We start from the raw sequence: 26,054 nt of genomic DNA, 5'->3' as shown, positions 1-26,054 counted from the left end.
CGCTAACCGCCGGTCCCGTTGGTGAGCGGTTGCACCTTGGGATCGAGGTCCAGGATCAGTTCGGGCCGACGCGCGGGCCGGGCGCCTGCCTTGGCGGGCGGCCTTGCCGATGGCAGGCGCGGATTGGCGATGATCGGTCCGGGCTCTATCCTCAGGTAGCTGATGGTCGGTGCCCCGCCCTGATGCGACGGACAACGGGTGAATTCCATCGCCCGGTCCATGCACAGCCATATTTCCGACAACCAGTTGCCACGGACGGTCGTGACCCGGATCATGTCCGCCTTCAGCCCCTTGTTCGCACGCGCGAACGCATCGGCGAACTGCCCGACCGTCAGTTTCCGGTTGCGCGCGAGCGCCGCCATGTCGGGGTAGCGAATCAACTGGTAGAAGGCGCGGGACAGGTTGAAATACAGGTCCGGCTTCGTGGTCATGCAGGTGCCGTGCTTGGCCCATTCATGCTGGATCAGCTGCGGCGACGGCGTCGCGCAGAGATTTGCGCGGATCACCGCGTCCGGCAGGATGTCGGCCTTGCGGCAATATTGCGGCCAGTCCTTGCCCTGTCCGTCGGGCCACAGGCCGTGCAGGGTGAAACCGAACTTGCCGCCGCGCCCGCCGCACTGAAAGCTGCCACGGTCGCGCGCGGTCGAGCAATATTGCGGCGTCCAGCTGAGCGCCAGCGTATAGCCGCCGATCGGCAGCAGGCGCTTTGGTTCCTTCGCCGTGGGTCCTTCCGCCTTCGGCTGCTCGATCCGGCCGGGAATCCGGCACTGCGCCGCCTGGGCGAGAGCGGGCGCGGGCGCAAGCAACAGCAGCAGGGCGATCAGCACCCTAGGCATAGGCGAAATCCAGCCCGATATCGGCGGCCGGCGCCGACTGGGTCAGCCGGCCCACGCTGATATAAGTGACCCCGGTTTCCGCCTTGGAGCGGATCGTTTCCAGCGTGACGCCGCCCGACGCCTCGGTCGGCACGCGCCCGCCTACCAGCGTCACCGCGCCGCGCAGGGTCGGCGCGTCCATGTTGTCGAGCAGCAAATGGGTGGCGCCCGCCGCCAGCGCGGGTTCGATCTGGTCGACCCGGTCTACCTCCACGATGATGCGCGCGATCCCCGCCGCCGCGGCGCGACGCACCGCCTCCTCGACCGATCCGGCGACGGCGACATGATTATCCTTGATCATCGCCGCATCCCACAGGCCCATGCGATGATTGGTCGCGCCGCCCATGCGCGTCGCATATTTCTCCAGCACCCGCAGCCCCGGCAAGGTCTTGCGCGTGTCCAGCAATGTCGCGCCGGTGCCCATGATCGCGTCGACATAGGCGCGGGTCATCGTCGCGATGCCGGTCAGGTGCTGTACCGTGTTGAGCGCGGATCGCTCGGCCGTCAGCATCGCGCGGGCCCGGCCCCGGACGCGCAGCAGGTCGGTGCCCGCCGCGACCCGGTCGCCATCCTGATGCAACTGCTCGATCCGCGCATCGGGGTCCAGCGCGCGGAAGAAGGCGACGGCGATCGGCAGGCCGGCAAGCGTCACCGCATCGCGGCTGTCCATCACCCCTTCGAATATCGCATCGGCGGGGATCACCGCCTCGCTGGTGACGTCGCGACCGTCCGGTCCCATATCCTCCGCCAGGGTCGCTGCCACAAAGGCATCGAGATCGAAGCCGTCAAGATAAAAGCCGTTCATGGGTGCCGTCTTTCATGGCTCGCGCGAAATCGCAATAGCGCGCTTCCAGTTCGTGGAGCGATGGCCCTGCCAGGTCGATGCGGGCCTGCTCGATCAGCAACGCCCCTTCCTGTCGCAGACGCGCCCGGCGCGCGTGCAGGGTCAGGGTCGATGCGGCGCCCATCAGGCAGTCAAGGAACTGGGCGGCGGCAATCGGGCTGGTCGCGGCCGCCGGACGGATGCCGCCGAAGCCGCGCCGGACGAAATGATCGAAATCGTCCGGCAGCGGCACGACGCGGTTCCAGTCATAATCGCCCCGGTCGGGGCCGCCGCGCAGGTCGCGCTGGCCGATTTCCGCAGTGGCCGCGCCGAGCCAGTGCATTGCGGTCACGGCCGTGAACGGATCGTTGATGCCCGGTGACAGTGCCCGCAGCGCGATCTCGACCAGTTCGTCGATCAGGAATTCGATGTCCTGCGCGGGCGACCGCATCGCGCCGCACGAAAAACAGTCGCGCAGCCGCTCCGCCATCGCCTCGTCCGGCCGTGCGCCGACCACTGCCAGCAGCACGACATCGGGATGTACGAAATCGCCCGGCCGCAACCGCAGCTCGATGCGGCATCCCGCATCGCGCGCGATCCGGTCGAGCCCCGAAAAATCGATGATCTGGATATAGCCGGTGGCGGTGGCGCTGACCGGCGCGCCCTGCGGCGGATCGCCCTCGGCATCCTGGCGGCAATCGTCGGGAAACCGGTCCCTTACCGCGTGCACGAGCCGCGACCCGATGCCTTCCAGCACCGCGTTGATCCGGATGGAGGCCGGGACATGGTTGAGGAAATAGACCAGCACCGCGATGGACAGGCCCATCAGCGATGTCGCGATCAACAGCGAGAGCTGCGGCACGAACCCCGCGTCGCCGGACGTTTCATAGGCGTCGCGCACGACCCGCAGGACCATCACGGCATAGACAAAAGTGGCGATGAAGGTGGCCAGCGAAAGCTGGTTGCCCCGATCCTCCATGAAATTCGCCAATAGGCGCGGGCCGTAGCTGCCCGACGCGTAGACGACGGCCGCGATGGTGATCGAAAAGACGGTGGATGCCACCCCGATCATGGATCCGGATATGACGTTCAGGACATTGCGCGCGCCCTCCGGCCGCGCCCGTTCCACCCATTGATGCCCCGTCAGCCAGTCCGCCGCGCCGTGACCGTCCAGCCAGACGGTGACGATCGCCAGCACGGCCGCCAGCAGCGTGAAAAGCGCGGGATAGAACCAGTAGCTGGCCCTCGTCCCCTGCCAGAGCGCGCGGAGCCGGGCGACCATGCCGGATCAGCCCTCAGACACGCGGGCCGACGTCGCCCCGTCCCACCGTGCCGCTGGCCATTTCCAGCATCCGGTCCAGGCTCCTCTTCGCGGCGACGCGCAATTCTTCGTCCATCTCGATCCGGGGCTGGAGGTCGCGCAGGGCGAGATACAGCTTCTCCATCGTGTTGAGCGCCATATAGGGGCAGATGTTGCAATTGCAGTTGCCGTCCGCACCGGGCGCACCGATGAAATTCTTGTCCGGTACCGCCTTGCGCATCTGGTGGATGATGTGCGGCTCGGTCGCGACGATCAGCGTGTCGCCCGGCATCGTCTTGGAAAATTCCAGGATGCCGCTGGTCGAACCGACATAATCGGCATGATCGACGATATAGGGCGGGCATTCGGGATGCGCGGCGATCGGTGCGTCGGGATGCTGGGCCTTCAGCTTGAGCAGTTCCGTCTCGCTGAACGCCTCGTGCACGATGCACACGCCCGGCCACAGCAGCATGTCCCGGCCCAGTTTGCGCTTCAGATAGCCGCCCAGATGCTTGTCGGGGCCGAAGATGATCTTCTGCTCGCGGGGGATCTGCGCCAGGATCTTTTCGGCGGAGGAACTGGTCACGATGATGTCGCTCAGCGCCTTCACCTCGGCCGAACAGTTGATGTAGCTCAACGCGATATGATCGGGATGCGCCTCGCGGAATGCCTTGAACTGGGCGGGCGGGCAACTGTCCTCCAGCGAACAGCCCGCGTCCATGTCCGGCAGCACGACGATCTTCTCCGGCGACAGGATCTTGGCCGTTTCGGCCATGAAACGCACGCCGCAAAAGGCGATGACGTCGGCGTCCGTCTCCGCCGCCTTGCGCGACAGTTCCAGGCTGTCGCCGACGAAATCGGACAGGTCCTGAATTTCGGGCTTCTGGTAATAATGGCCTAGGATGACGGCGTTGCGCTCCTTGCGCAGGCGGTCGATTTCCGCGCGCAGGTCGGTGCCCTGGGGGATTCCGGTGATTGCGTTCATGCCTGTGACTCCTCGGTCCTCTTGCCCGCGCCCTACCGCGCCTGCCGCTTGTTGGCCAGCACCTCGTTGATCGGGGTGGTGACGTCCCAGCGGTCCTTGCTGCGGGCGGCGCGTTCCGGCGGGAAAGTGACGATCACCCGCGCGTCGGCATAGCCCATCGCGCCCAGCGGCGCGGCCATCACCCTGGCGAGCGCCGCCCGCCCATAGTCGCGCGCCTGCGCCATACGCTCGGGCGATCTGGCGGCGGATTCGGCGCGCGCCTGCGCATGGGCGGACACGCGGCGGCTCAGCTCCTCGCCGGCCTGCCGGGTGACGAACAGCCCGTTGGTCCGCACCAGCGTGCGGCGGCTTTCGTCGACATTGGGCTTGCCCGGCGTCACGTCCGGCGCATTGACGATCAGCGTGCGGGTCTGGCCGTTCCATTCCAGATCGCCGGCATCGATGCCGCGCATGTCCAGGAAATAGTCGACCGAAAAGGGCATCTTCACCACCTGGTCGGACTTCAGCAGCCCGAAAGCGCGCACATCCTGGGCGGTGGACTGGATCGTGCCGTTGAGCTGCGACACGCGCAGGCTGGCGTCGCCAGCGATCCGTTCGGCGATGATCTTCGTCACCGCCGATCCGTCATCCTCCACCGCCACGACATAGTCGCGATCATAGCGCTGCCATCCGACCAGCATCGCCACCCCGGCGAGCAGGATCAGGATCGCGCCGACGACCGGCCCGGCATATCGTCTCAGACTATCCGCCATCGCCCGTCCCCCGCCGGCGCGGCCACGCCCCGCCCGTCGAGGTCGATCAGATGCGCCAGCACCGACCGACCGGCAGCGGGGTACAGGCGCGGGTCGACGCCCTTGTACATCGCGGCCACCATGTCGGGGATGGCGCTGTCGCCGTGGCGCCGCAGAAAGCGCACTATCTGCCCTTCGCGCTGCTTGCGATGGCCCATCATCCCGCGCACCAGCCGCTGCGGACTTTCGACCGGATCGCCGTGCGCCGGATAGTAAATCACATCGTCCCGGTCGGCCAGGCGTTGCATGGATCGCATATAGGCGGACATGTCGCCGTCCGGCGGCGATATGACGCTGGTCGACCAGCCCATGACATGGTCGCCGGTGAACAGCGCCCGCTCCTGCGGCAGGGCGAAACACAGATGATTGGACGTGTGCCCCGGCGTGGCGACGGCCTCCAGCGTCCAGTCCGGTCCCGCCACCTGCTCCGCGTCCGTCAGGATGCGGTCGGGCCGGTAGTCCGCGTCGAAGGCGGCATCCGCGCGGGGGCCGTCATCGTCCAGAGTCAGGGGCGCACAGCCGATCACCGGCGCCCCGGTCATGACGCCCAGCGGCCGGGCGGCCGGACTATGGTCGCGATGGGTATGGGTACACAGGATCGCCAGCACAGGGCGACCGTCCACGGCCGCCATCAGTGCGGCCAGATGGTCGGGATCGTCCGGGCCGGGATCGATCACGGCCAGCGTCCCAGTGCCGACCAGATAGGTCTGCGTCCCCGTATAGGTGAAGGGCGACGGATTGGGCGCCAGCACGCGCGCGACCAGCGGGCTGAGTTGCATCATCCTTCCGGTCGGCATGTCCGCCGGGTCTTGGGGGCTTGCCATCCGTCCCATGTGCCCATTTCGGCGCGGATTTCAAGGCCGCGACGCACGCGGCGCCGCGCCACGGCTCACAACGCCATGTAGAACAGGCCACCCAGCATTGTCGGCGACAGGCACAGGATCATCAGCAGCCATCCCGCCATCGGCCGCCATCGCATGACGCGGCCGACGGTCGACGCGGCGGCCAGCGCGATGCCCGGCCACAGGATATTATAATAGCGCGTCTGCATGACGGACAGGTCGCCCAGCGTCCGGTAGCTTTGCCACCCGAACATCCAGTGCAGCGCGAACAGGCCGACCAGCGCGGCGCCATAGGCAAGCGTCAGCGTCCGCAGGCGCGGATCGCGCACGGCCGGCACCGCCAGCAACAGCGGGCTCGCCAGCCCCGCCAGCGCCAGCCAGAAGGGATAGACCGCTTCGGCCGCGGGCCATTTCCAGACCATCGCCCGCAGGAAACGCACCGTGAACTCGATCAGGTCGAGTTGCGGGCGATCGGCGGGTGGCACGCGCCATACCGATATATTGACCCACAGGACATGGCCTGTGCGCAGCAGCGTCACGACATAGGGCAGCGCCCCCAGCAGCAGGCCGACCGCCACCAGCAGGACCATCCGGTCCCGCCAGGTGATACGCTTCTCCATCACCTCCAGGCCGGTCCACACGACCGCGACCGCCGACAGGGCCAGGAATGCGGTCAGCTTCGTCCACCCCGCGACCATCAGCCCGGCGCATATCCACCAGGCGGCGCCCGGAATGCCCAGCACCCCCGCGAACAGCGCCGCGCCCGCCAGCGCCGCCAGATTGTCGTTGTTGACCATGCCGCCGACCAACGCCGCCTTGGGGAAGCTGGCGGCGATGATGGCGAATATGGCCGGCGACGCGGTGCGTGCATCGACGCGGCGCGTCACGGCGGCCACGACGAACGCCAGGGCGCCGGTGCACAGCAGCAGGTTGACGAACCGGAAGACCGTCGGATCGTAGGTCACCGCCATCAGCGGGGCGAACAGCAGATAATAAAGCGATGGATGGTTTATATAGTTGGACTGGGCCGACCATTGGCGGATGTCGTCATAGCTCAGGATGCGATACCGGCTCCAGTCGGGGAACAGCGCGGGATGCTCCCACTGGCTGCGGATGACGGAAAAGTGCGGCAGTTCGTCGATCGTGCTGGGAAAGGGCATGGTCAGCATCACCGCCGCCACGACCAGTGCGAACGCGCCCACGACCAGCAGCGCCGGGATCGGCACGCCCCGTGCGGCGCCCTCGCCTGATCCGGCTCTGCCGGGCGCGGCCATGGAATCGGACGGGAATGGCATCGGCATGCTCTCGGTAACGGACGGATTCACCACGTCCTTCTGCCCGCGTGTCCTTGAAATTCCGTTTCCGGCCGCAGGGAAATTGGCGCAGCCATATCGGACGGGCCGCGTGCTTGCCCGTTCCCTTTGCCGTCGTCCTCCCGTAGGTTGCCCGCATGTCCGCATCCCTTCCAGAACGCTGGCGCCAGCATCTGGCGCTCGACCGGCGCCGGTCGGTCCACACGGTCCGGGCCTATGTCGCCACCGCCGAGCGGCTGGTCGCCTTTCTGGAACAGCATCTGGGCCAAGCTTTCAGCGCCGCCGCGCTCGCCCGGCTGGAACAGGCCGACCTTCGCGCCTTCCTGACCGCGCGACGGATGGACGGCATCGGCAACCTGTCGGCCGCGCGCGAACTTTCGGCCGTGCGCGGCTTCCTGAAATTCGTGGGCGGCGAGGACGCGCGGGTGCCGCAGTTGAAGGGGCCCCGCGTCAAGCGCGGCCTGCCCCGCCCCATCTCCCCCGACGAAGCGATAGCGCTGGCGGGGGACATTGCCGAAACCGCCCGCGAAGGCTGGATCGGCGCACGCGACTGGGCGGTACTGCTGCTGCTTTATGGCGCGGGCCTTCGCATTGGCGAGGCGATGGGCCTGCAGGGCGACATGCTGCCGATGGGCGACACGCTGCGCGTCACCGGCAAGCGCGGCAAGACCCGCATCGTGCCGCTGCTGCCGCAGGTGCGCGACGCCATCGCCGCCTATGTCGACCAGTGCCCCTACCCGATCTGCCGTGGCGAACCTCTGTTCCGGGGGGCACGCGGCGGGCCGCTCTCGCCCGCCCTCATCCGGCGCGCGGTGCAGGGCGCGCGCGGGCGGCTGGGCCTGTCGGACCGGACGACGCCGCATGCGCTCCGCCACAGTTTCGCGACGCATCTGCTGGGCCGGGGCGCGGACCTGCGCAGCCTTCAGGAACTGCTGGGCCATGCCAGCCTGTCCTCGACCCAGGTCTATACGCAGGTCGATGCCGCGCACCTGCTCGACATCTACCGCAACGCCCATCCCCGCGCCTGAAGCGTCAGCCCCGCGGCCGCCACGTGGCCAGTCGCCAAAGGTACAACAGCACCGCGCCGACGACGCACAGAGTCGCCACCGGACCCAGATAGCGGTCGATATCCTGGAAATTGCGGCCCAGCACATAGCCGGCATAGGCCAGGATGATGTTCCAGATCAGCGCCCCGCCCGCGGTCCAGAAGAGGAAGCGGACATGGCCCATGCGGAACAGCCCGGCAGGCAGCGAGATCATGGTGCGGAAGGCGGGCAGGAAGCGAAAGACGAACACGACGATCTGGCCATATTTGCCGAACAGCCGGTCCAGCATCTCGACATCGCGCCATTCCAGCGTCGCCCAGCGGCCATAACGGTCGACCAGCGGCCTCAGCCGCCTGAAACCGAGGACATGGCCGACCAGATACCAGAAATAATTGCCGATGGTCGTGCCGATGGTGCCGGCCAGCAACAGCCATTCCATCGCCATCCGCCCCTGCCCGACACGGATGCCGCCGATCCCCATGATCAGTTCGGACGGGATCGGCGGAAAGACGTTTTCCAGCACCATCAGCAGGCCGATGCCCCAATAACCGCCCGCGTCTATCAGGTGCAGCACCCATTGGGTCATGCGTTATGCCGGCACGATGGCGGTTTGACGGTCATGCGGTTCAGGCCGATGCGCGGTCGGCCAGGCGCGCGTCGATCGCATCCCAGATCATGCCACCCGTATCCGTGCCGTCGAACGCGTCGATCGACACGATGCCCGTCGGCGACGTGACGTTGATTTCGGTCAGCCATTCGCCGCCGATCACGTCGATCCCCACGAACAGCAGCCCGCGCGCCTTGAGTTCGGGGCCGAGCGCCGCGCAGATCTCGCGTTCCTTCTCCGTCAATTCGGTCTTCGCCGCCGAACCGCCCACGGCCAGGTTCGACCGTATCTCCCCCTTGCCCGGAATGCGGTTGACCGCGCCCGCCACCTCACCGTCGACCAGCACGATGCGCTTGTCGCCTTCGGCGACGCCGGGGATGAAGGCCTGAACCATGAAAGGCTCGACCCAGGACGCGTTGAACAGTTCCACCAGCGCGGACAGATTTGCGCCGGACTGCCCGACATGAAAGACGGCATTGCCCGCATTGCCGTAAAGCGGCTTCACCACGATCTCGCCATGGGCGGCCAGGAAGCTGCGCACCTGCGCCAGGTCGCGCGTGATCATCGTCGGCGGCATGAAGCGCGCATAATCGAGCACGAACAGCTTTTCAGGCGCGTCGCGCACGCTCGCCGGGTCGTTCACCACCAGCGTCTCCTCCCGCACCCGCTCCAGCAGGTGGGTTGCCGTGATGTAGCTGAGGTCGAACGGCGGGTCCTGCCGCATCAGCACGACATCGACGTCGCGGCCCAGGTCCAGCATTTCCGGCTCGCCGAAGGCGAAATGGTCGCCTGCCACCTTCTGCACCCGCACCGGCCGCGCCTTCGCCAGAACCCGGCCGTCGCGGTAGGTCAGGTCGGGCGCCAGATAATGGTAGAGGCTATGCCCCCGCGCCTGTCCCGCCAGCATGATATGAAAGGTCGAATCGCCGGCGATCTTGATCCCTTCCATCGGGTCCATCTGCACCGCGACGGTCAGGGGATTGAGTTGCGTCATCGAGAAACCCTTTCACTCGCGCCTTGGGAAGCCGGGCAAGCGGTCACCCCCCGTGCCAGACGTTCGCCAGATGGCGTGGCGGGTGGCCCGGCGCAAGGAGGATGACGTCGATTCGCATGTCGTCGCCGGGCCGGGCCAGCTCGTGCCACAGGATTTCCGCCGCCGCCGCGACCCGCGCAAGGCGCCTTTCATCGATCGCGTCGTCCAGTTCCATGGCGCTCCCCCGGGCTTTCACCTCGACGAATGCCAGCATCGCGCCGCGCCGGGCGACCAGGTCGACCTCGCCCGCCGGGGTGCGCAGGCGGCGGCCGACGATCCGCCATCCCTTCAGCCGCAGCCACCAGGCGGCGATGCGTTCGGCCTGCCGTCCGCGCCGCTCGGCCGCCTGCCGCTTCACCCTTTCAGTTCCATCGCCCGGTCGTACAGGGTGCGACGATCCAGCCCCAGCTTCTTCGCCACCTCGCCCGCCGCCTTCGACACGGGCAGGCGCGTCATCGCTTCCACCAGCGCGGCGTCCGCATCCTCGGCGCTGGCCGGCGGCGCTTCGCCCGGCGGACCGACGGTCACGACGATCTCTCCCTTGGGCGGTGCATCGGCATAACGGGCGGACAGGTCCGTCAGCGTGCCCGTCGCCGTTTCCTCGAACGCCTTGCTGATCTCCCGGCTGACCGCGGCTTCCCGGTTGCCCAGATGCGTCGCCATCGCGGCCAGCGAAGCGGACAGGCGCGGCCCGCTTTCGTAAAAGACCAGCGTGGCCCGCAGCGCCGCCACCTCGTCCAGCGCATCGCCGCGCGCCTTCGCCTTTGCAGGCAGGAACCCCATGAACAGGAACCGGTCGGTCGGCAGGCCCGACAGCGTCAGCGCCGCGATCGCCGCGCTGGGGCCCGGCAGGGTCGTCACCGTCCGTCCCGCCGCGCGCGCGTCGCGCACCAGCTTGTACCCCGGGTCGGAAATCAACGGCGTGCCCGCGTCGGACAGCAGCGCGACCGATTCGCCCGCCATCCGCTCGACCAGACGCGCCCGCACATGGTCGGCGCTATGGTCGTGATAGGGGACCATCGGCCGGTCCGATCCGGCATGACGCAGCAACCTTGCGCTCACCCGTGTATCTTCCACGGCGACCACATCGGCCTGCCGCAGGACCTCGGCCGCGCGCGGCGTAAGGTCTCCAAGGTTGCCGATCGGGCCAGCCACGATATAAAGCCCGGGTTCAAGCCCTGAATTTCGAGTTTCCATAAGGACGCCAGATGACAGAGACGGATGCCCCACGGCAAGCGGACTTGTTCGCTTTCCTGAAACGCGGCGCGCGCGCCGCCCTGGTCGCCAGCGCCCTTTTCCTGGCCGCCTGTCAGTCGATCGTGCCCAAGGGGCCGGCGACCACACCGCCCACCGGCCCGACGCAGCCGACCGGTCCGGAAGTCGTGCAGGGCCTGCCCACCGACGCGACGCGGCACCGCGTCGCCCTGCTGGTGCCCATGAGCGGCGCGAATGCGGGCGTGGGTCAGTCGATCGCCAACGCAACCACCCTGGCGCTGCTCGACACCAGGACGGACAAGGTGCGCATCACCACCTACGATACGGCTCTGGGCGCGGCCGCCGCCGTCAACAGGGCGCTGGCGGACGGCAACCAGTTGATCCTGGGTCCGTTGCTGGCGGAGGACGCACGGATTGTCGGCCCCATCGCCGCGCGTGCCAATGTCCCGGTGATCAGTTTTTCCAATGATGTCGGCGTCGCCGGGGGCGGCGTCTACATCATGGGCTACAACCCCAACCAGTCGATCGACCGCGTGGTCGACTTCGCCCGGTCCAGGGGTCTCAGCCAGTTCGGCGCCCTCGTCCCGCGCGGCACCTATGGCGAACGGGCGGGCAATGCCCTGCTGCGCGCGGTTCAGCAATCGGGCGGCACCGTGGTTTCGATGCAGACGTTCGACCGGTCGGCGGGGTCGATGGCGGCGGCGGTCAAGAAATTGCAGGCTTCATCCAGCTATGACGCCCTGCTGATCGCCGATTCCGGCCGCGTCGCGTCGCAGGTTGCCGTGCTTGTGCGCAAGGGCGGCGGCGCGAGCGCGCGACTGCTGGGAACGGAATTGTGGAACACCGACGCCGCGCTGCCGTCCAGCCCGGCGCTGCGCGGGGCCTGGTTCGCCAGCGTCTCCGACGCGCTCTATCGCCAGCTCGCGGCCAAATATCGCGCGCGCTACGGCACCACGCCCTTCCGCCTGTCGTCGCTCGGCTATGACGCGGTGCTGCTGACCGTGCGAATCGCCCAGGTCTGGAAGCCCGGCACCGCCTTCCCCAGCGCGCGCCTGCGCGATTCCGGCGGCTTTTCGGGCATTGACGGCGCATTCCGCTTCACCCGGTCGGGCGTGGCGGAACGGGCGCTGGAAGTGTCGGAAGTCGGGGCAGGCAGCGTCACCGTCGTCGATGCCGCGCCGCGCAACTTCGCGGACTGACCGGCCGGCGCAGTTTCCGCTGTCGCCGGGGCGCCATGGCGGCTTAGTCTGGACTGATCCGTTACCCGGACAGGTGCGGAACCGGAAAGGACCCTGTCGCCCATGTCGCTGACCGTTCGCATCCTGATCGCGCTGGTCGCGGGCCTCGCCTGCGGCATCGCCCTCGCCGAATGGGGCGGCGGCGCGGAAGCAGCGCTGGTGGCCGTGGCACAGCCGGTCGGCAAGGCCTGGCTGGGCGGGCTTCAAATGCCGCTCATCCCCCTCATCTTCGCCCTGCTGGTCACTGGTATCGCGCGAGCCGCGGCAACCGCCCGCGCCAACGGCATGGCCGGCCGGGCGATCGGCCTGTTCGCCGTCCTGCTGACGGCCGCCGCCGCGGTTGCCGCCCTGATCGGGCCGTTGATGCTGCATCTCTGGCCTGTCCCGGCGGGCGCGGTTGGTGCCCTGGCCGGCGCCGGACCGGTCAGCGACGTGCCGGACGTGCGTCCCTCGGCCGAATGGCTGCTTGGGTTCATCCCGGTCAATCCGCTGCGGTCGGCTGCCGAAGGCCAGGTGGTGGCCGTCGTCCTGTTCGCGCTCGTCTTCGGCTTTGCCGTGACGCGCATCGCGCCGGATCGCCGCGCGCAACTGACCGGGCTGTTCGACGCGCTGGGCGATGCATTGCTGGTGGTCGTCAACTGGGTGCTGTGGCTGGCGCCGGTGGGCGTGTTCGCCCTGGCGCTGGTGGCGGGCGCCCGCTCCGGGCTCGCCACGGCGGGCGCATTGCTGCACTATATCGGCTTCATCGTCGTGATCTGCGCCGTCGTCACAGCGCTGGTCTATCCCCTGGCGGTGCTGGCGGGTCGGATCGCGCCGGGCCGCTTCGTCCGGGCCGCCCTCCCGGCCCAGGCCATCGCCTTTTCCACGCAAAGCTCCATCGCCTCGCTGCCCGCGATGATCCAGGCCAGCGACGGGCCGCTGGCCGTGCGCGAAACCAGCCGCTCCATCGTGCTGCCGCTTGCCATTTCGCTCTTCCGCATCACCAGCCCGCCGGCCAATCTGGGCGTCGCGATCTATGTGGCGGCGATGAACGGCGTGCCGCTCGGCCCGACCCAGCTTCTCGTCGGCATCGCCGTCGCCGCGATCGTCAGCCTGGCCGCGGTCGGCCTGCCCAGCCAGATCACCTTCTTCACAACGACCGGCCCCATCTGCCTGGCCATGGGCGTACCGGTGGAGGCATTGCCGCTGCTGCTGGCCGTCGAAACCGTGCCGGACATCTTCCGCACCGTGGGCAATGTCACCGCCGACCTGGCGGCGACGCGGATCATCGACCGGCGCGGCGCGGACGACGACGCATGACAGGCGCGATGGCCGCGCCGGCCGTTGCGCGATGGCCGCGCCTCAGGGCACCCGCCGTGCGGTCACGATCGTCACCGGCGCTTCCAGCATCTGCCCCTTCATCACGCCTTCGCCGGCGGTTGGTGACTTGGGCGCCGCCAATATGGCCTTCACCACGTCCATCCCCTCGGTCACATGGGCGAACACGGCAAAGCCCTGATTGTCGCCCGGTGCCGCCGGATTGGCGTCCATCCCCGGCATCTTGCCCAGCACGATGAAGAAATCTCCGGTCGCGCTGCCCGGCGCATAGCGCGCCATCGACAGGGCGCCGTCGTCGTGGGTCAGGCCCGTCTCGCTGGTCGGCTCATGCCGGATCGGCGGCAGCACCCGCTTGGGATCATTCTGCGCGCCGCCCTGCACGAAACCATAGTCCGGCGCGCCGACCCCACGATAGAAAGCGGTTCCGTCCAGCCGCTTTTCATCGACATAGCGCAGAAAATTGGCTGCGGTTACCGGCGCCTTGTCCTTGTGGACGGCGATGACGATGCGTCCCTTCCCGGTTTCCAGCGCCACCTGCACGTCTCCGACGGACGGTGCCTGCGCCGACGCGGCGGGGACGAAAAGAAGGGCGGCGATCAGGAAGGCGAGCTGGCGAATCATGGTGGCCAGCCTAACCGGCAACGCCGCGCCCGCCTATCCCTCCAGCTGGCGCTGAAGCGCGCGGATGTCGGCATCCAGTTCCGGATTGCTCTCGCGCAGCTGTTCTATGGTCCGCACGGCGTGGATCACCGTGCTATGGTCGCGACCGCCGAAAATGCGGCCGATCTCGGGCAGCGAACGCGGCGTCATCTTCTTGGCGAGATACATCGCGACCTGCCGCGGCCGGGCGACCGCTCGCGCGCGGCGCTTGGACCGCATCTCGGCCGCATCGATGCGATAATGGGCCGCGCACGCCTTCTGTATCTCATCCACCGTGATGCGCCGGGCGCTGGCGCGCACCGCGTCGGCCAGCATCCCCTGCGCGAATTCCAGGTCGATGGAGCGGCCGGTCAATTGCCCATAGGCCACCAGCTTGTTGAACGCCCCTTCCAGTTCGCGCACGTTGGACCGGATCGACCGCGCCAGAAAGTCGATCACGGCATCCGGCACCGGGGGATCGCCCGCCACCGCCCGCTTCGTTTCCAATATGGCGAGGCGCAGGTCCAGGTCGGCAGGGCGTATGTCGGCCACCAGCCCGCCGGCCAGGCGCGACAGGATGCGCGCGTCGATCGACTCCAGCATTTGCGGCGCCCGGTCGGCGGTCACGACGATGCGCGCGCCCGAATCGATCAGGTCGTTGATCGTGTGCAGGAACTCCTCCTGCGTCGATCCCTTGCCGGCAATGAACTGGATGTCGTCGATCAGCAGCAGCCGCGCCGCGCGCAACCGGGCCTTGAACGCCATCGTCTCGTTGGCGCGCATCGCGTTGACGAATTCCATCATGAACCGCTCGGCCGACATGTACAGCACGGGCGCGGCCGGCGAATGGGCGCAGAAGGCCGCCGCGATTGCGTGCAGCAAATGGGTCTTTCCCTGCCCGGTGCCGCCATGGATGAACAAGGGGCTGAACCGGGGTGTCGCCTCGCCGGCCATCGCCTGTGCCGCGGAAAAGGCCAGCCGGTTGCTGTCGCCGGTGACGAAACCGTCGAAATCATGGCGCGGCAGGAAATTGGCGGCTGAAACCGTCGGCACCGGCGCCGGCGCCTCGACCTCGTTGCGGACCACCTCCAGCACGCGCGGCCCGGTCGATTCGGTTGCCCGCCGCAGCCGGATTTCGCGCACGCCAACGCCCGCCGACCGCCACGCCATGCGCAACCGGTCGCCGAACTGGCCGGACACGAAATTAGCGGTGAAATCCGACGCGACCAGCAGGTCCAGTGTCAGCGATTCGGAGCAATAGCTGCCCAGTTGCACCGGCTTGAGCCACTGGTCGAACATCCGCGCGCCGATGTCGCGGCGCAGACCGACCCGGATCGCGGCCCAGGCGGAATCCAGGCCGGTGTCCCCATGCACCTCCATGACCTGCCGTTCCACCACTGCCGCCTTGTCCTTCATAATTCTGCCAGCCCCCCAGCAACCCTGTTCACGCGACGCGATGATCCTCGTCCGGAAAAGCGCCTGGCCTTCCGATTTCGTGTCATGCGTTGGCATAATGACGGCCGCCGGATGTATGATTCGATTGGCGGCCGAAGGTCAAAATAGACAGCCCCGCTTCGCCGGATCAAGGCCGGCCGCGTTCAAAAAAGTGAAATAAACCCGTTGACTCAGGAAAGCCGCGGAAAAGCAAAGCGCTTGTTTTTTCCGTTGTTTTTCATCGCGCTAAATGGCGGCATTTATGGTGCACCGCGTCGAATCGCGGGAATAGCGCCGATTCCCAAATATTACTGAAAGGTGAAGGAATAACGAAAAACCCGCTCCGGATGCCGGAGCGGGTTTTTTCCAAGCCCGAAAAGGGAAGCTCGGATCAGGCGAGCGCGCCGACGGCCTTGGTCAGGCGGCCGAACTTGCGCGCGGCGGTGTTCTTGTGCAGCACGCCGCGGGCGACGCCACGGGCCAGTTCGGGCTGGACGCTCTGCAGCGCGGTGGCGGCGGCGGTCTTGTCACCGGCCAGGATGGCGGCTTCCACCTTCTTCACCAGGGTGCGGATCCGGCTGATGCGGGCGCCATTGATTGCGGCACGACGCTCGTTGCGACGGATGCGCTTCTTGGCTTGCGGCGTATTGGCCATTCTATTCCTCGGTCCTCGTCAAATCTCGGGAAGAGGCCGGTCGATGGATCGCCCCGCCTCGTGAAGGTGCGCCCCTTACAGGGGATGGTGCCCCCCGTCAACCATCGGGCGGCGGTCTATTTCTGGCAATTCGGGCAGAAAAAGGTCGATCGGCCGCCATCGACCCGCCGCGCGACAGTCCCGCCGCACGCACAGGATTCGCCCTCGCGCCCATAGACCCGCCATTGTTTTGAAAAATAGCCCAGCTCGCCGTCGGGCCGGGCATAATCGCGCAGGGTCGACCCGCCCGCGCTGATCGCGGCGGACAGCACCGCGCGAATCGCATCCACCAGCAATGCAAGGCGCGGCCGACTGATCTTCCCGGCTGCGCGAGTCGGCGCGATTCCCGCCATGTTCAGCGCCTCGCATACATAAATGTTACCCAGGCCCGCGACGATCCGCTGATCCAGCAACGCCGCCTTTATCGACGTGGCCTTGCCCTTCAGCACGGCAGCCAGGCGCGCCGAATCGAAATCGGGGCCCAGCGGCTCGGGGCCCATGCGGATAAAGGGCGCATGGGCCTGCCAGTCCTCCGCCCGCACCAGGTCGATCGACCCGAACCGGCGCGGGTCGTTGAGCGAAAGCAGCCGCCCCGCGCCGGTTTCGATCAGCAGATGATCGTGCGCGCCGATTTCCGCCGGGTCGATCCGCCAGCGGCCCGACATGCCGAGGTGAAAGACCATCATGTCGCCGCGATCGGTTTCGACCAGGCCATATTTGGCCCGGCGCGACAGGCCGGTGACGGTCGCGCCGGTCAGCCGCTGGCGCAGGTCCACCGGAATGGGAAAGCGCAGGTCGGCGCGGCGCGGCTCCACCCGCGTCAGCACGCTGCCTTGCAGGACGGCGCGCAGTCCGGCGACGGTGGTTTCGACTTCGGGAAGCTCTGGCATGAAAGGCATCTAGGAAAAGGCGGTCGGAATAACCAGCTTCTTGGCTGGAACGGCACGCAATCTCTGGCTAGAGGATTTGGCATGAACGAAACAGCATCCTTTGGCTATCGCGACGTCGATGCCGCCGAAAAGGCGGGCATGGTCCGCGCGGTATTTTCCAATGTCGCGGCCAGATATGATTTGATGAACGATGCCATGTCGGGCGGCGCGCATCGCCTCTGGAAGGATCAATTCGTGCGCCGGGTGAAGCCGCGCGCCGGCGAACAGATCCTCGACATGGCCGGCGGCACCGGCGACATCGCGTTCCGGATGCACAGGCACGGCGCGCACGTCACCGTGTCCGACATCAATCCCGAAATGCTGGCGGTCGGGGTCGAGCGGGCGCAGAAAAAGGGGCTGGAAGGGCTGATCTGGTCCGAACAAAATGCCGAGCGGCTGAGCTTTGGCGATCGGGAATTCGACGCCTATACGATCGCCTTCGGCATCCGCAACGTGACCCATATCGACCAGGCGCTGCGCGAGGCGCACCGGGTGCTGAAATATGGCGGCCGCTTTTTCTGCCTGGAATTTTCGACGACCACCTGGCCCGGCTTTTCCGACGTTTACGACGTCTATTCGCACAAGCTGGTGCCCCGGCTGGGCAAGCTGTTCGCCAACGATCCCGACAGCTACCGCTACCTCATCGAATCGATCCGCCGCTTCCCGCCCATGCCCGAATTCGAAAGCATGATCCGTCAGGCCGGTTTCGTGAATACGAAGGTCGAACCGATCCTGGGCGGGCTGGTCGCCATTCATTCGGGCTGGAAGATCTGACGCCCGCATGACCACCCACATCACCCATATCTGGCGGCTCCTGAAATGGGGCCGCACCCTGGCGCGACACGGGGCGCTGCGCGGCATCGAACGCGATCCGCTGACCCCCGCTCCGGTCCGGCGGCTGGTGCGCATCGCCCGCATGGGGGCACGCGTGCCCGCACAGCCGCGCTATGCCGACGCCTTCCAGGCGATCGGCCCCGCCGCGATCAAGCTGGGCCAGACGCTCGCCACCCGGCCCGATCTGGTGGGCGAGGACGCCGCCAACGACCTGCTGCGGTTGCAGGACGCGCTGCCGCCGGTCCCGTTCGACACGATCCGCGCGCAGGTCGAACACAGCTTCGGCCGCCCGCTCGACGCCCTCTACAGCCGGTTCGACGAAGTACCGGTCGGCGCCGCCTCGATCGCGCAGGTGCATCGCGCCGTGACGACGGACGGGCGCGACGTCGCGGTCAAGATCATCCGCCCCGGCGTGATCGACCAGTTCAACCGCGACATCCAGACCTATGAATGGGCCGCCGCCCATGTCGAGCAACTGGGCGGCGAAATCGCCCGCCTGCGCCCGCGCCTCGTCATCGCCAACATGAAGCGCTGGACCGCGCGCGAGCTGGACCTGCGGCGCGAGGCGGCCTCCGCCTCCGAACTCAGCGAGGCGATGGAAGCGATGCCCGGCTATTGCATCCCCGCCATCGACTGGGACCGCACGACCGGCAAGGTCATGACCATGGAGTGGGTCGACGGCATCAAGATTTCCGACCGCGACGCATTGATCGCGGCGGGCCATGATGTGAAGGATCTGGCCGCCCGCCTGGTCAACGCTTTCCTGCGGCAGGCGATTGCCGAAGGCTTCTTCCATGCCGACATGCATCAGGGGAACCTGTTCGTGACGGCCAGCGGCGACATCGTCGCCATCGATTTCGGCATCATGGGCCGGATCGACCGGCGCGCGCGCATGTGGCTGGCGGAAATTCTGTACGGCCTGATCACCGGCAACTACCGCCGCGTCGCCGAAATCCACTTCGAGGCGCAATATGTGCCCGCCCATCATAATATCGCGGAATTCGCGACCGCCCTGCGCGCCGTGGGCGAACCGATGCGCGGCAAGCCGGTGCGCGAACTGTCGGTCGGCGGGATGCTCGACGGCCTTTTCGCCATCACCCGTGACTTCGACATGCAGACCCAGCCGCACCTGTTGCTGCTGCAAAAGACCATGGTCATGGTGGAGGGCGTCGCCACAGCGCTCGACCCGGACATCAACCTGTGGGAAACGAGCGGACCCTATGTGAAGGGCTGGCTGCGCGACGAACTGGGACCGGAGGCCAAGGTCGCCGACACGCTGATCGAAAACTGGCGCACGCTCCAGCGGCTGCCGGACCTGGTCCGCAGGATCGAGGACGCCTTCCCCGAAAAGGGCGGCGCCCCGCCCCCACCGCCGCTGACCGAGGTAAAACTGATCCGCGTGGGCGGCGGCTGGCGCTATGCGCTGGTCGCGGCGATTGCGGCGGCGGCTGGGGCTGGCGCTATGTGGGGCATGCAGTTCCTGTGATGGTTAGCAGGCGGGACAATCCATACAGTCGCCTGCTGTTTGCATCGATGCTCACTTGCTGGCTGAGCCTGTTCTGCCTCGTGCTGGACATTTATCCTGGGGCTCCTTTCGGCCCGGATTGGGAAATGATCCGCAACCCTGCGCAATTGCTGGTAAGCGGATTATTCTTTTTCGTACCCGCCGGACTGTTTGCCTTATTTGCCGTGTGGCCGGTCGTACTGCTGGTCGTGCAGGCCATGTTCCGTATGGAGCCTATCATCGCTATCCGCCTCAACTGGCCATTCTGGATCATGGCCGGCGCGCTTCTCGGACCGCCTGCCCTGTTTGCCTATTCCTTTCCGCTGGGACTGGGTCAGACATTATGGGGCAACCTGATCCTTACTGGCATGATCTGTGGCATGTTGTGCGCAACCTTGTGTCGGGCGCTAATCGGGCCGAAAGTTGCGGACTGATCCATCCTGAGCGAGTCGGAAGCGGCCGACCGGCGTATCCGACCAATATTGCGGCGCACTGCCATCACAGCCCTGCGACGATCCAGAACAGGAATCGAGAAAGATGTGGTAGACGATATGGGGGCGCAGAAAGCTGGCCTTGCCCATCCATCGGTAGCCGCAGCGCGTTTCGCCTAATCTTACCGGAAATGTCGTTGAAGACCGGCAGGATGATGAGACAGCCCCCCGATCCCGTTCGAAACGCAGGATCGCCGCATTGCCATCAACAATGGAAAGCCGGTCAACGGTTTCCCGTTCATCATCCCAGCCAAATATCCTTTCTACAAAACCGCGATAGCGCACATGGAAGATCAATCCGTCCGCCTCCATCATGGCAACCACGACCGGCGGTGGCGGCGAGCATCCCGTCAAAAACAACGCCGTGCAGAGCATCAAGCATTTCCGCATTCGGCACCTCCGCTTGTTCGAATGATCAATAGTCTGGACAAGCCACCACCGCACGACCAAATGTGCGGTCAATCATGACCCAGCGCATCCTCCTCATCATTTCTGGCGGCATCGCGGCGTACAAGTCTCTGGAGTTGGTACGGCTGCTGCGCAAGCGCGGCATCGCGGTGCGCGCCGTCCTGACCGAGAGCGCCAAGCAGTTCGTGACGCCGCTCAGCCTTGGCGTGCTGACCGAGGATCAGGTGTTCGACGCCCTGTTCGACCTGAAGGCCGAACGCGAGATCGGGCATATCCAGCTCAGCCGTCAGGCTGATCTGGTTGTCGTCGCCCCCGCGACCGCGAATATCCTTGCCAGGATGGCGAACGGCATCGCCGACGACCTCGCCACTACCCTGCTGCTCGCCACCGACAAGCCGGTGCTGGCCGTCCCGGCGATGAACGTGCGCATGTGGCGTCACCGGGCGACGCAGCGGAACCTGGCCCAGCTTCGCGCCGATGGCGTGCATGTCATGGAACCGGATGCCGGGGAAATGGCGTGCGGCGAATATGGCAAGGGCCGGATGCCCGAACCCGCCGCGATAGCAGCGGAGATAGAGCGGCTGCTCACCCTGCCGCTACCCGTTGCCCCTCTGGCCGATCCGCTGACGGGCCAGCCCGATTTCGCCGGCGACGCAGGCCCGCTGGCGGGCAGGCACGTCCTGATCACAGCCGGGCCGACGCACGAGCCGATCGACCCGGTGCGCTACATCGCCAATCGCTCCTCGGGCAAGCAGGGCTTCGCCATCGCCGCCGCCGCCGCACGGGCGGGCGCGCGCGTGACGCTGGTCGCCGGGCCGGTGCATCTGCCCACGCCCGCCGGCGTCGACCGGGTCGACGTGGAAACCGCGCGCGACATGCTGGCGGCGGTCGAAGCCGCCCTGCCGGCCGACGCTGCGATCATGGTGGCCGCCGTCGCCGACTGGCGCACTGCGGACGCCGCCGGCCAGAAGATCAAGAAGGACGGTTCGGGCCAGCCCGCCCCGCTCGCCCTCGTCGAAAATCCCGACATCCTGGCCACGATCGGCCATTCGGATCGCCGCCCGCCGCTCCTGATCGGCTTTGCCGCCGAAACGCAGAAGATCGCCGAACATGCGCAGGCAAAGCTGGCAAAGAAGGGTGCGGACTGGATCGTCGCCAACGACGTGTCCGGCGACGTGATGGGCGGCGATGCCAACGCCGTCCAGATCGTGACCGCCGCCGGACTGGAAAGCTGGCCGGTCCTGCCCAAGGATCAGGTCGCCGCCAAACTCATCGAAAAGGTCGCCAATGCCCTCGCCGCTCGCACCGATTGACATCCAGCTCAAGCGCCTGCCCCATGGCGAAGGACTGCCCCTGCCCGCTTACGCCACCGCCCACGCCGCCGGGATGGACGTGGTGTCGGCCGAGGAACTGGACCTGCTCCCGGGCCGGCGCCACGCTGTCGCGACCGGCTTTGCGGTGGCCATTCCGGAGGGCTACGAAATTCAGGTCCGCCCCCGATCCGGCCTGGCGCTCAAGCACGGCATCAGCCTGCCCAACACGCCGGGCACCATCGACGCCGACTATCGCGGCGAGTTGAAGATCATCCTCATCAACCTGGGCGATGTCCCCTTCCCGATCCGGCGGGGCGACCGGATCGCGCAACTGGTCGTCGCGCCGGTTCAGCTTGCCAGCTTCACCGAAGTCGATAGTCTCGACGACACCGCCCGGGGACAGGGCGGCTTCGGTTCGACAGGAGTGTAGGGCGATGACGTTTCTGCTTACGCTGATGCTGGCCGCGACGCCCATGCCGTCCGGCGCACCGGACATGCCGCGCGACCTGGCGGCGGTTCCGGTGATCCCGAACTGGCTGGGACGCAAGGTCTCGCCACGCTGGTCGGAGGATGTCGCCAGGCTCTACCGCCGGGGCGAATGCAGTGGCGCGGTCAATCATGAAGGGTCGCGACTGCTGGAGATCGAAATGCTGTTCCTGCTGTCGGGCGACGGCAAGCCGCTGAGGATCGCACCGGTCAACGCCCGCTGCCCAGAGGTCGAGAAATTCGTCAGCAACCGCATTTTGGGATCGTTGCGCGGATCCTTCCCCAGGGGCAACAGCCCCGATCCGCGCTGGATGCGCTCGCAGGTCCGCTTTCTCTGGTCCGACGCGCCCTGATGCTGACCGACGATCAGCTGGACCGCTACGCCCGCCACATCGTGCTGAAGGAAATAGGCGGCGCGGGGCAGGTGCGTTTGTCGTCGGCCGATGTCGCCGTCATCGGCGCGGGCGGCATCGGCAGTCCGGCGATCCTGTATCTGGCGGCCGCGGGCATCGGCACCATCCGCGTCATAGACGATGACGTCGTCGCCCTTTCCAATCTCCAGCGGCAGGTGCTGTTCGGGTCCGGCGATGTCGGCACCGCCAAGGCGGAGGCCGCGATGACCGCGGTTACGCGACTCAATCCGGGGGTGAAGGTCATCCCCATCAACGCCCGCATCGATGCGGCCAATGCCGACCTCATGCTGCGGGAAGCGGACGTGGTGCTGGATGGCAGCGACAATTTCGCGACCCGGCTCGCGGTCGCGGACGCCGCCTATCGCCTGCGCATGCCGCTCGTTTCGGCGGCGGTCGGTCCCTTTGAAGGGCAGCTTGGCGTCTATCGCGGCTGGGAAGCGGGCAGGCCCTGCTATCGGTGCCTGGTGGGCGCACCACAGGACGATCCGGAACGCAACTGCGCGGAAACCGGCGTGCTCGGCGCCCTGACCGGCACGATCGGCAGCCTCGCCGCGCTGGAGGTGATCCGCACCCTCGTGCCCTTTGGCGAGGATATGGCAGGCCGGCTGCTGATCGCGGACCTTCTCTCCATGCGTTTCCGCACGCTCACCCTGCCCAAGGACCCCGCCTGCCCGGGCTGCATGGCGGAAACATGCGTTCCCTGACCATCGCCGTGCTGACGGCCGACGCCGAACGGTTGCGCGGCGCTCTGATGCTCGCGGCCGCCCACGCCGCGTCGGGGGGGCGGGCCACCCTGTTCCTGCAACTGGACGCCGTCGGCCTTCTGTCCCCGCCGGTCGCCGCGCCGCGCGATGCCGCCCATGTCGCCGCCGGCCTGCCTGACCTTGCGACGCTGATCGCCGAAGCCATGGATCTGGGCGTCACCATGATGGCGTGCCAAAGCGGCATGGACCTGTGCGGGCTCGGCATCGGCGACCTGCCGGATGGCGTGACCGCGTCGGGCCCGGTCGCGTTCCTTCAACAGGTGGAGGACAGCGCGCGGCTCCTGATCGCCTGACCTGTCACCGCAGGATCGGCAGCAATCGCAACGCTGTGTCCGCCTTCCCCGTCGCATGGGGCGCAAAGGACAGAAACGCCCCACCCCGCAGGCCGGGCAGCATTCCGATATGCGCGGCGCCCCACAGCGCTGCGGCACACAGCGAAATCGCCATGGCATGATGCAATGCGCGATTCACCCCTGCGCTCCTTCCCGGACAGGGCAAAATATCCCGTGCCGCGCGCCCCGACAAGCCCGCCGTCGCGCGCAGGTCCGGCGCCTGGCCGATGGCACCGGCGGGGCGGTATCCCTCAGAACCGCATGTCCCATGATTTTTCCACGCTTGGATCGGACGCGCAGGTCGCGCGCAGCGCCCGCCACTGTGCCGCATCGAGCGCCGGTCGGTAATGCGCGTCCTTGCTGACCGCCGCCGCGAACAGCTTGCGCCGGTCGGTCGACAGCGGGTGGGACGAAAACCAGGTCGCCGCGCGCGCGACGCCGCCGCTTTCGCCCTTGCCGCCCATCCGTTCGAAGAAGGCGGCGGCCCCGGCGGGCGAAATCGCGGCCGCGCGCATCTGGTCGATGGCGACGGTATCGGCGGCACTTTCCGCCTTGCGGCCGTAGCTCAGCGCCAGCACGCCGTTCAGATAATTGCCCGCATTGCCCGAAAATCCTCCGAGCAGCACGCTGAGGCCCAGTTGCCGGACAAGCCCCGTCATCGTGTCGCGATGGCGCACATGGCCCAGTTCATGACCCAGCACGCCGGCCACCTCGTCGGGTGACGCGGCCTGCTGGACCAGCCCGTCGAACAGGATGATGCGTCCGCCCGGCAGCGTCACCGCGTTCACCACGGGAATATTGGCCAGCACGAGCGACCGGGCCTCGCCTTCGGGGTCGATCCGCTCGACGAGCGCGGCCAGCGCGGCGTCACCCGCCGGCGTGGAACATATCCGCCCGCCGAAATCGCCGACCATCGCGTCGCCCATCCGGTTTTCCCAGCTTCGCGGGATCATCGGGGCGATGACTCCGGGGGCTTCCAGCGCCCCCCACACGACCAGCGCCGCCACCAGCGCAAAGGCCCCGGCCGCCGGCCACAGGCCGAAACGGTCGATCCACCGCCCATAGCGTTCGGCCCTTGGCAACCGCGCCGCCAGCGCGGGCGGCGGCTCTCCGGCAAAGCCCATGCGCCATCCGGGACGGTCGCGCAGGCCATAGGCATGGCGCCCGCCCTGCGCGCCGATGACGGTCAGTTCGGCCCAGGCTACCGTTGCCCCGCGCCACGCCCGCTCCGGCTCGTCCAGATGGAAATGCGCATCGTCTTCGGGCACCAGCAGCACATCCCGCCGGATCGCGCTTTCACCGTCATAGTGCCAGAGCCGAAAATCCTCCATCGTCAGAAGGCGCCGACGTCCAGCGCGTCCAGCAGTCCCTCGCCATGGCGGGCGGTGCGGGTCTGCGACTGGGTCAGTTCATCGGTGTAGATTTCGCCGGTCACACCCAGATGGGTGATCAGGAAGCGCCAATGGCGATATTGCAGGAAAATCGCGCCGACCCCCAAGGTGCAGACGACCAGCGCGACGTCGCCCAGGAACAGCAGCAGCCATTCCTTCGTGCGCGCATAGAAATGAAAATTCAGGCCCGCGAGCGACAGCCCCTCCACCGCGATGCGAAAGAATTTGGCGTAGAAGGCAAGCGCGATCAGGCCGAAGACGAGGTAGAAGCTGATCGGCAGCAGGGCGAGCATCAGCATCACGCTGACCGGCGGCGGCGTCCCTTCCTCCAGGGCGGGCATCGCGGGAAACAGCCAGACGGCGGCCAGCCCGCCGATCGCCAGAATGACGAACGGCATCAGATAGAAGAGCAGAAACCGCTTCATCGTCGGCCCGTGCTCACCCGCCGATTCGAACATATGGCCGCCGAAACTCATCCTGTTCCAGCGCTCGTTCCACAACGACATCATCGACCAGGGGATCATCAGCCCCGCCGCCAGCGTGCCGACGATGCTTTTCCATATGTAGGACAGGCCATAGGCCCAGCCCGCATCGTCGCTGCCACCGCGAATGCCGTGCCACCAGGTGCGGCTCAGCCGGTAACGCAGCGCGCGAAACCGGGCCAGGCCCACCATGTAGAAAATCGTGAAGAAAGCGACGACGCCCAGTATCGCCGCCAGTCCGCCATGGCCTTGCAGCACCAGCGCCTGCGCGCCGAACTGGATGAACAGGAAAGGCACACCGATCAGCAACAGCACCATCAGGAAGCCGATGAACAATTCCATGCCGGTACCGGTCCATTCCAGACGATCGTCGATGAACCGCGTATTGGCCCACAGGTAACGGCGCGTCCGGGTGGTCGCCCAGAAACGATAGACGCCCAGCGTCACGATCGTCAGCAGCAAGTTGGACACCTCGAAAAACGCTGGCCTTTGAGGGGTAGATTTGATTCACTTGGCCGACGCTGTGGCGGAGGCAGGAATGGCAGGACAGCCGGG

30 protein-coding genes are annotated in these 26,054 nt (G+C 67.1%); 11 read left to right on the top strand and 19 right to left on the bottom strand.

Features of this window, described 5'->3' with window-relative positions:
- Positions 1-2: 2 nt before the first annotated feature.
- The 7 genes from J3E64_RS16010 to J3E64_RS15980 form a co-directional block, all read right to left on the bottom strand.
- On the bottom strand, positions 3-836 hold the full coding sequence (locus J3E64_RS16010; protein WP_253344037.1) for a ribonuclease T2: 834 nt from the start codon (positions 834-836) through the stop codon (positions 3-5).
- Positions 829-1,680, bottom strand: a complete 852-nt coding sequence (gene nadC, locus J3E64_RS16005) for a carboxylating nicotinate-nucleotide diphosphorylase (protein ID WP_253344036.1) — start codon at positions 1,678-1,680, stop codon at positions 829-831. Before nadC ends, J3E64_RS16010 begins: the two co-directional genes overlap by 8 nt.
- Positions 1,661-2,980 (bottom strand): DUF2254 domain-containing protein, encoded by a 1,320-nt coding sequence (locus tag J3E64_RS16000; RefSeq protein WP_253344035.1) that lies wholly within the window; start codon positions 2,978-2,980, stop codon positions 1,661-1,663. The genes nadC and J3E64_RS16000 overlap by 20 nt, the downstream gene beginning before the upstream one ends.
- 13 nt (positions 2,981-2,993) lie before the next feature.
- Positions 2,994-3,983: a quinolinate synthase NadA gene (gene nadA / locus J3E64_RS15995; RefSeq protein ID WP_253344034.1), complete on the bottom strand. Its 990-nt coding sequence runs from the start codon at positions 3,981-3,983 to the stop codon at positions 2,994-2,996.
- A gap of 32 nt (positions 3,984-4,015) precedes the next feature.
- On the bottom strand, positions 4,016-4,735 hold the full coding sequence (locus tag J3E64_RS15990) for a DUF4230 domain-containing protein (protein ID WP_253344033.1): 720 nt from the start codon (positions 4,733-4,735) through the stop codon (positions 4,016-4,018).
- On the bottom strand, positions 4,720-5,598 hold the full coding sequence (locus tag J3E64_RS15985) for an MBL fold metallo-hydrolase (RefSeq protein WP_253344032.1): 879 nt from the start codon (positions 5,596-5,598) through the stop codon (positions 4,720-4,722). The genes J3E64_RS15990 and J3E64_RS15985 overlap by 16 nt, the downstream gene beginning before the upstream one ends.
- 65 nt (positions 5,599-5,663) lie before the next feature.
- A complete protein-coding gene (locus tag J3E64_RS15980; RefSeq protein WP_253344031.1) occupies positions 5,664-6,911 on the bottom strand; it encodes a hypothetical protein in 1,248 nt (415 codons plus the stop codon).
- Between the two features lie 155 nt (positions 6,912-7,066).
- Here J3E64_RS15980 and J3E64_RS15975 point away from each other — a divergent pair, with 155 nt between their 5' ends.
- Positions 7,067-7,957 carry a tyrosine recombinase XerC gene (locus J3E64_RS15975; RefSeq protein WP_253344030.1) on the top strand — a complete coding sequence of 297 codons (891 nt, stop codon included), beginning with the start codon at positions 7,067-7,069 and terminating at the stop codon, positions 7,955-7,957.
- A gap of 4 nt (positions 7,958-7,961) precedes the next feature.
- Here J3E64_RS15975 and J3E64_RS15970 read toward each other — a convergent pair whose 3' ends face one another.
- Genes J3E64_RS15970 through rsmI form a run of 4 tightly spaced genes read right to left on the bottom strand, consistent with a single transcriptional unit; the run spans position 7,962 to position 10,812 of the window.
- The gene (locus tag J3E64_RS15970; protein WP_253344029.1) at positions 7,962-8,561 is read right to left on the bottom strand and encodes a DedA family protein; all 600 of its coding nucleotides are present in this window, start codon (positions 8,559-8,561) and stop codon (positions 7,962-7,964) included.
- A 40-nt stretch (positions 8,562-8,601) separates the two neighbouring features.
- Positions 8,602-9,576, bottom strand: coding sequence for a glutathione synthase (gshB, locus tag J3E64_RS15965; protein ID WP_253344028.1), 975 nt, complete (start codon positions 9,574-9,576; stop codon positions 8,602-8,604).
- 43 nt (positions 9,577-9,619) lie between these two features.
- The gene (locus tag J3E64_RS15960) at positions 9,620-9,973 is read right to left on the bottom strand and encodes a YraN family protein (protein WP_253344027.1); all 354 of its coding nucleotides are present in this window, start codon (positions 9,971-9,973) and stop codon (positions 9,620-9,622) included.
- Positions 9,970-10,812, bottom strand: a complete 843-nt coding sequence (gene rsmI, locus J3E64_RS15955) for a 16S rRNA (cytidine(1402)-2'-O)-methyltransferase (protein ID WP_253344026.1) — start codon at positions 10,810-10,812, stop codon at positions 9,970-9,972. The genes J3E64_RS15960 and rsmI overlap by 4 nt, the downstream gene beginning before the upstream one ends.
- An 11-nt stretch (positions 10,813-10,823) precedes the next feature.
- On the opposite strand from rsmI, the gene J3E64_RS15950 reads away from it, so the two are divergent.
- Entirely contained in the window at positions 10,824-12,029 is a 1,206-nt protein-coding gene (locus tag J3E64_RS15950; RefSeq protein WP_253344025.1) for a penicillin-binding protein activator, read from the top strand.
- 102 nt (positions 12,030-12,131) lie between these two features.
- On the top strand, positions 12,132-13,367 hold the full coding sequence (locus J3E64_RS15945) for a dicarboxylate/amino acid:cation symporter (protein WP_253344024.1): 1,236 nt from the start codon (positions 12,132-12,134) through the stop codon (positions 13,365-13,367).
- 42 nt (positions 13,368-13,409) lie between these two features.
- On the opposite strand, the gene J3E64_RS15940 is transcribed toward J3E64_RS15945, so the two are convergent.
- From J3E64_RS15940 to mutM, 4 genes are all read right to left on the bottom strand, one after another.
- The gene (locus J3E64_RS15940) at positions 13,410-14,006 is read right to left on the bottom strand and encodes a peptidylprolyl isomerase (RefSeq protein ID WP_253344023.1); all 597 of its coding nucleotides are present in this window, start codon (positions 14,004-14,006) and stop codon (positions 13,410-13,412) included.
- Between the two features lie 33 nt (positions 14,007-14,039).
- A complete protein-coding gene (gene dnaA / locus J3E64_RS15935; RefSeq protein WP_253344022.1) occupies positions 14,040-15,440 on the bottom strand; it encodes a chromosomal replication initiator protein DnaA in 1,401 nt (466 codons plus the stop codon).
- A gap of 409 nt (positions 15,441-15,849) precedes the next feature.
- Positions 15,850-16,113 carry a 30S ribosomal protein S20 gene (rpsT, locus tag J3E64_RS15930; RefSeq protein WP_253344021.1) on the bottom strand — a complete coding sequence of 88 codons (264 nt, stop codon included), beginning with the start codon at positions 16,111-16,113 and terminating at the stop codon, positions 15,850-15,852.
- Between the two features lie 116 nt (positions 16,114-16,229).
- Entirely contained in the window at positions 16,230-17,042 is an 813-nt protein-coding gene (gene mutM, locus J3E64_RS15925; RefSeq protein WP_253344020.1) for a bifunctional DNA-formamidopyrimidine glycosylase/DNA-(apurinic or apyrimidinic site) lyase, read from the bottom strand.
- 81 nt (positions 17,043-17,123) lie between these two features.
- Here mutM and J3E64_RS15920 point away from each other — a divergent pair, with 81 nt between their 5' ends.
- The 3 genes from J3E64_RS15920 to J3E64_RS15910 are packed head-to-tail and all read left to right on the top strand — an operon-like array spanning position 17,124 to position 19,853.
- Positions 17,124-17,855, top strand: coding sequence for a class I SAM-dependent methyltransferase (locus tag J3E64_RS15920; protein ID WP_253344019.1), 732 nt, complete (start codon positions 17,124-17,126; stop codon positions 17,853-17,855).
- A 7-nt stretch (positions 17,856-17,862) separates the two neighbouring features.
- Positions 17,863-19,401: a 2-polyprenylphenol 6-hydroxylase gene (ubiB, locus tag J3E64_RS15915; RefSeq protein WP_253344018.1), complete on the top strand. Its 1,539-nt coding sequence runs from the start codon at positions 17,863-17,865 to the stop codon at positions 19,399-19,401.
- The gene (locus J3E64_RS15910; protein WP_253344017.1) at positions 19,401-19,853 is read left to right on the top strand and encodes a hypothetical protein; all 453 of its coding nucleotides are present in this window, start codon (positions 19,401-19,403) and stop codon (positions 19,851-19,853) included. Before ubiB ends, J3E64_RS15910 begins: the two co-directional genes overlap by 1 nt.
- Here J3E64_RS15910 and J3E64_RS15905 read toward each other — a convergent pair.
- Positions 19,827-20,285: a hypothetical protein gene (locus J3E64_RS15905; protein ID WP_253344016.1), complete on the bottom strand. Its 459-nt coding sequence runs from the start codon at positions 20,283-20,285 to the stop codon at positions 19,827-19,829. The genes J3E64_RS15910 and J3E64_RS15905 overlap by 27 nt on opposite strands.
- Before the next feature lie 89 nt (positions 20,286-20,374).
- On the opposite strand from J3E64_RS15905, the gene J3E64_RS15900 reads away from it, so the two are divergent.
- Genes J3E64_RS15900 through J3E64_RS15880 form a run of 5 tightly spaced genes read left to right on the top strand, consistent with a single transcriptional unit; the run spans position 20,375 to position 23,587 of the window.
- Positions 20,375-21,631, top strand: coding sequence for a phosphopantothenate--cysteine ligase family flavoprotein (locus J3E64_RS15900; RefSeq protein WP_253344015.1), 1,257 nt, complete (start codon positions 20,375-20,377; stop codon positions 21,629-21,631).
- Positions 21,606-22,061, top strand: coding sequence for a dUTP diphosphatase (gene dut, locus J3E64_RS15895; protein WP_253344014.1), 456 nt, complete (start codon positions 21,606-21,608; stop codon positions 22,059-22,061). The genes J3E64_RS15900 and dut overlap by 26 nt, the downstream gene beginning before the upstream one ends.
- Before the next feature lie 4 nt (positions 22,062-22,065).
- Entirely contained in the window at positions 22,066-22,470 is a 405-nt protein-coding gene (locus J3E64_RS15890; RefSeq protein ID WP_253344013.1) for a hypothetical protein, read from the top strand.
- Positions 22,467-23,234, top strand: a complete 768-nt coding sequence (locus J3E64_RS15885) for a HesA/MoeB/ThiF family protein (protein WP_253344163.1) — start codon at positions 22,467-22,469, stop codon at positions 23,232-23,234. The genes J3E64_RS15890 and J3E64_RS15885 overlap by 4 nt, the downstream gene beginning before the upstream one ends.
- On the top strand, positions 23,222-23,587 hold the full coding sequence (locus tag J3E64_RS15880) for a DsrE/DsrF/DrsH-like family protein (protein WP_253344012.1): 366 nt from the start codon (positions 23,222-23,224) through the stop codon (positions 23,585-23,587). The genes J3E64_RS15885 and J3E64_RS15880 overlap by 13 nt, the downstream gene beginning before the upstream one ends.
- A gap of 4 nt (positions 23,588-23,591) precedes the next feature.
- Here the strand turns inward: J3E64_RS15880 and J3E64_RS15875 are convergent, their stop codons facing one another.
- From J3E64_RS15875 to J3E64_RS15865, 3 genes are all read right to left on the bottom strand, one after another.
- Complete coding sequence (locus tag J3E64_RS15875) at positions 23,592-23,765, bottom strand: hypothetical protein (RefSeq protein ID WP_253344011.1); 174 nt, start codon at positions 23,763-23,765, stop codon at positions 23,592-23,594.
- A gap of 112 nt (positions 23,766-23,877) precedes the next feature.
- The gene (locus J3E64_RS15870; RefSeq protein ID WP_253344010.1) at positions 23,878-24,957 is read right to left on the bottom strand and encodes a M48 family metallopeptidase; all 1,080 of its coding nucleotides are present in this window, start codon (positions 24,955-24,957) and stop codon (positions 23,878-23,880) included.
- Between the two features lie 2 nt (positions 24,958-24,959).
- Entirely contained in the window at positions 24,960-25,961 is a 1,002-nt protein-coding gene (locus J3E64_RS15865) for a YjgN family protein (protein ID WP_253344009.1), read from the bottom strand.
- Positions 25,962-26,054 lie beyond the last annotated feature (93 nt).

Source organism: Sphingobium sp. OAS761, assembly GCF_024168485.1.
Classification (GTDB): Bacteria; Pseudomonadota; Alphaproteobacteria; order Sphingomonadales; family Sphingomonadaceae; genus Sphingobium.
This window is presented reverse-complemented; position numbering and strand designations above follow the sequence as displayed.

Bases quoted from the DNA above. Each gene is read 5' to 3' on its own strand.
- J3E64_RS15920 (WP_253344019.1), top strand. From the start codon at position 17,124: ATGAACGAAACAGCATCCTTTGGCTATCGCGACGTCGATGCCGCCGAA.
- nadC (WP_253344036.1), bottom strand. From the start codon at position 1,680: ATGAACGGCTTTTATCTTGACGGCTTCGATCTCGATGCCTTTGTGGCA.
- J3E64_RS15910 (WP_253344017.1), top strand. From the start codon at position 19,401: ATGGTTAGCAGGCGGGACAATCCATACAGTCGCCTGCTGTTTGCATCG.
- J3E64_RS15890 (WP_253344013.1), top strand. From the start codon at position 22,066: ATGACGTTTCTGCTTACGCTGATGCTGGCCGCGACGCCCATGCCGTCC.
- J3E64_RS16000 (WP_253344035.1), bottom strand. From the start codon at position 2,980: ATGGTCGCCCGGCTCCGCGCGCTCTGGCAGGGGACGAGGGCCAGCTAC.
- rpsT (WP_253344021.1), bottom strand. From the start codon at position 16,113: ATGGCCAATACGCCGCAAGCCAAGAAGCGCATCCGTCGCAACGAGCGT.
- ubiB (WP_253344018.1), top strand. From the start codon at position 17,863: ATGACCACCCACATCACCCATATCTGGCGGCTCCTGAAATGGGGCCGC.
- rsmI (WP_253344026.1), bottom strand. From the start codon at position 10,812: ATGGAAACTCGAAATTCAGGGCTTGAACCCGGGCTTTATATCGTGGCT.
- J3E64_RS15975 (WP_253344030.1), top strand. From the start codon at position 7,067: ATGTCCGCATCCCTTCCAGAACGCTGGCGCCAGCATCTGGCGCTCGAC.
- J3E64_RS15945 (WP_253344024.1), top strand. From the start codon at position 12,132: ATGTCGCTGACCGTTCGCATCCTGATCGCGCTGGTCGCGGGCCTCGCC.
- J3E64_RS15900 (WP_253344015.1), top strand. From the start codon at position 20,375: ATGACCCAGCGCATCCTCCTCATCATTTCTGGCGGCATCGCGGCGTAC.
- J3E64_RS16010 (WP_253344037.1), bottom strand. From the start codon at position 836: ATGCCTAGGGTGCTGATCGCCCTGCTGCTGTTGCTTGCGCCCGCGCCC.
- J3E64_RS15970 (WP_253344029.1), bottom strand. From the start codon at position 8,561: ATGACCCAATGGGTGCTGCACCTGATAGACGCGGGCGGTTATTGGGGC.
- J3E64_RS15870 (WP_253344010.1), bottom strand. From the start codon at position 24,957: ATGGAGGATTTTCGGCTCTGGCACTATGACGGTGAAAGCGCGATCCGG.
- dnaA (WP_253344022.1), bottom strand. From the start codon at position 15,440: ATGAAGGACAAGGCGGCAGTGGTGGAACGGCAGGTCATGGAGGTGCAT.
- dut (WP_253344014.1), top strand. From the start codon at position 21,606: ATGCCCTCGCCGCTCGCACCGATTGACATCCAGCTCAAGCGCCTGCCC.
- J3E64_RS15985 (WP_253344032.1), bottom strand. From the start codon at position 5,598: ATGGCAAGCCCCCAAGACCCGGCGGACATGCCGACCGGAAGGATGATG.
- J3E64_RS15940 (WP_253344023.1), bottom strand. From the start codon at position 14,006: ATGATTCGCCAGCTCGCCTTCCTGATCGCCGCCCTTCTTTTCGTCCCC.
- J3E64_RS15980 (WP_253344031.1), bottom strand. From the start codon at position 6,911: ATGCCATTCCCGTCCGATTCCATGGCCGCGCCCGGCAGAGCCGGATCA.
- nadA (WP_253344034.1), bottom strand. From the start codon at position 3,983: ATGAACGCAATCACCGGAATCCCCCAGGGCACCGACCTGCGCGCGGAA.
- mutM (WP_253344020.1), bottom strand. From the start codon at position 17,042: ATGCCAGAGCTTCCCGAAGTCGAAACCACCGTCGCCGGACTGCGCGCC.
- J3E64_RS15905 (WP_253344016.1), bottom strand. From the start codon at position 20,285: ATGCTCTGCACGGCGTTGTTTTTGACGGGATGCTCGCCGCCACCGCCG.
- J3E64_RS15990 (WP_253344033.1), bottom strand. From the start codon at position 4,735: ATGGCGGATAGTCTGAGACGATATGCCGGGCCGGTCGTCGGCGCGATC.
- J3E64_RS15880 (WP_253344012.1), top strand. From the start codon at position 23,222: ATGCGTTCCCTGACCATCGCCGTGCTGACGGCCGACGCCGAACGGTTG.
- J3E64_RS15950 (WP_253344025.1), top strand. From the start codon at position 10,824: ATGACAGAGACGGATGCCCCACGGCAAGCGGACTTGTTCGCTTTCCTG.
- gshB (WP_253344028.1), bottom strand. From the start codon at position 9,576: ATGACGCAACTCAATCCCCTGACCGTCGCGGTGCAGATGGACCCGATG.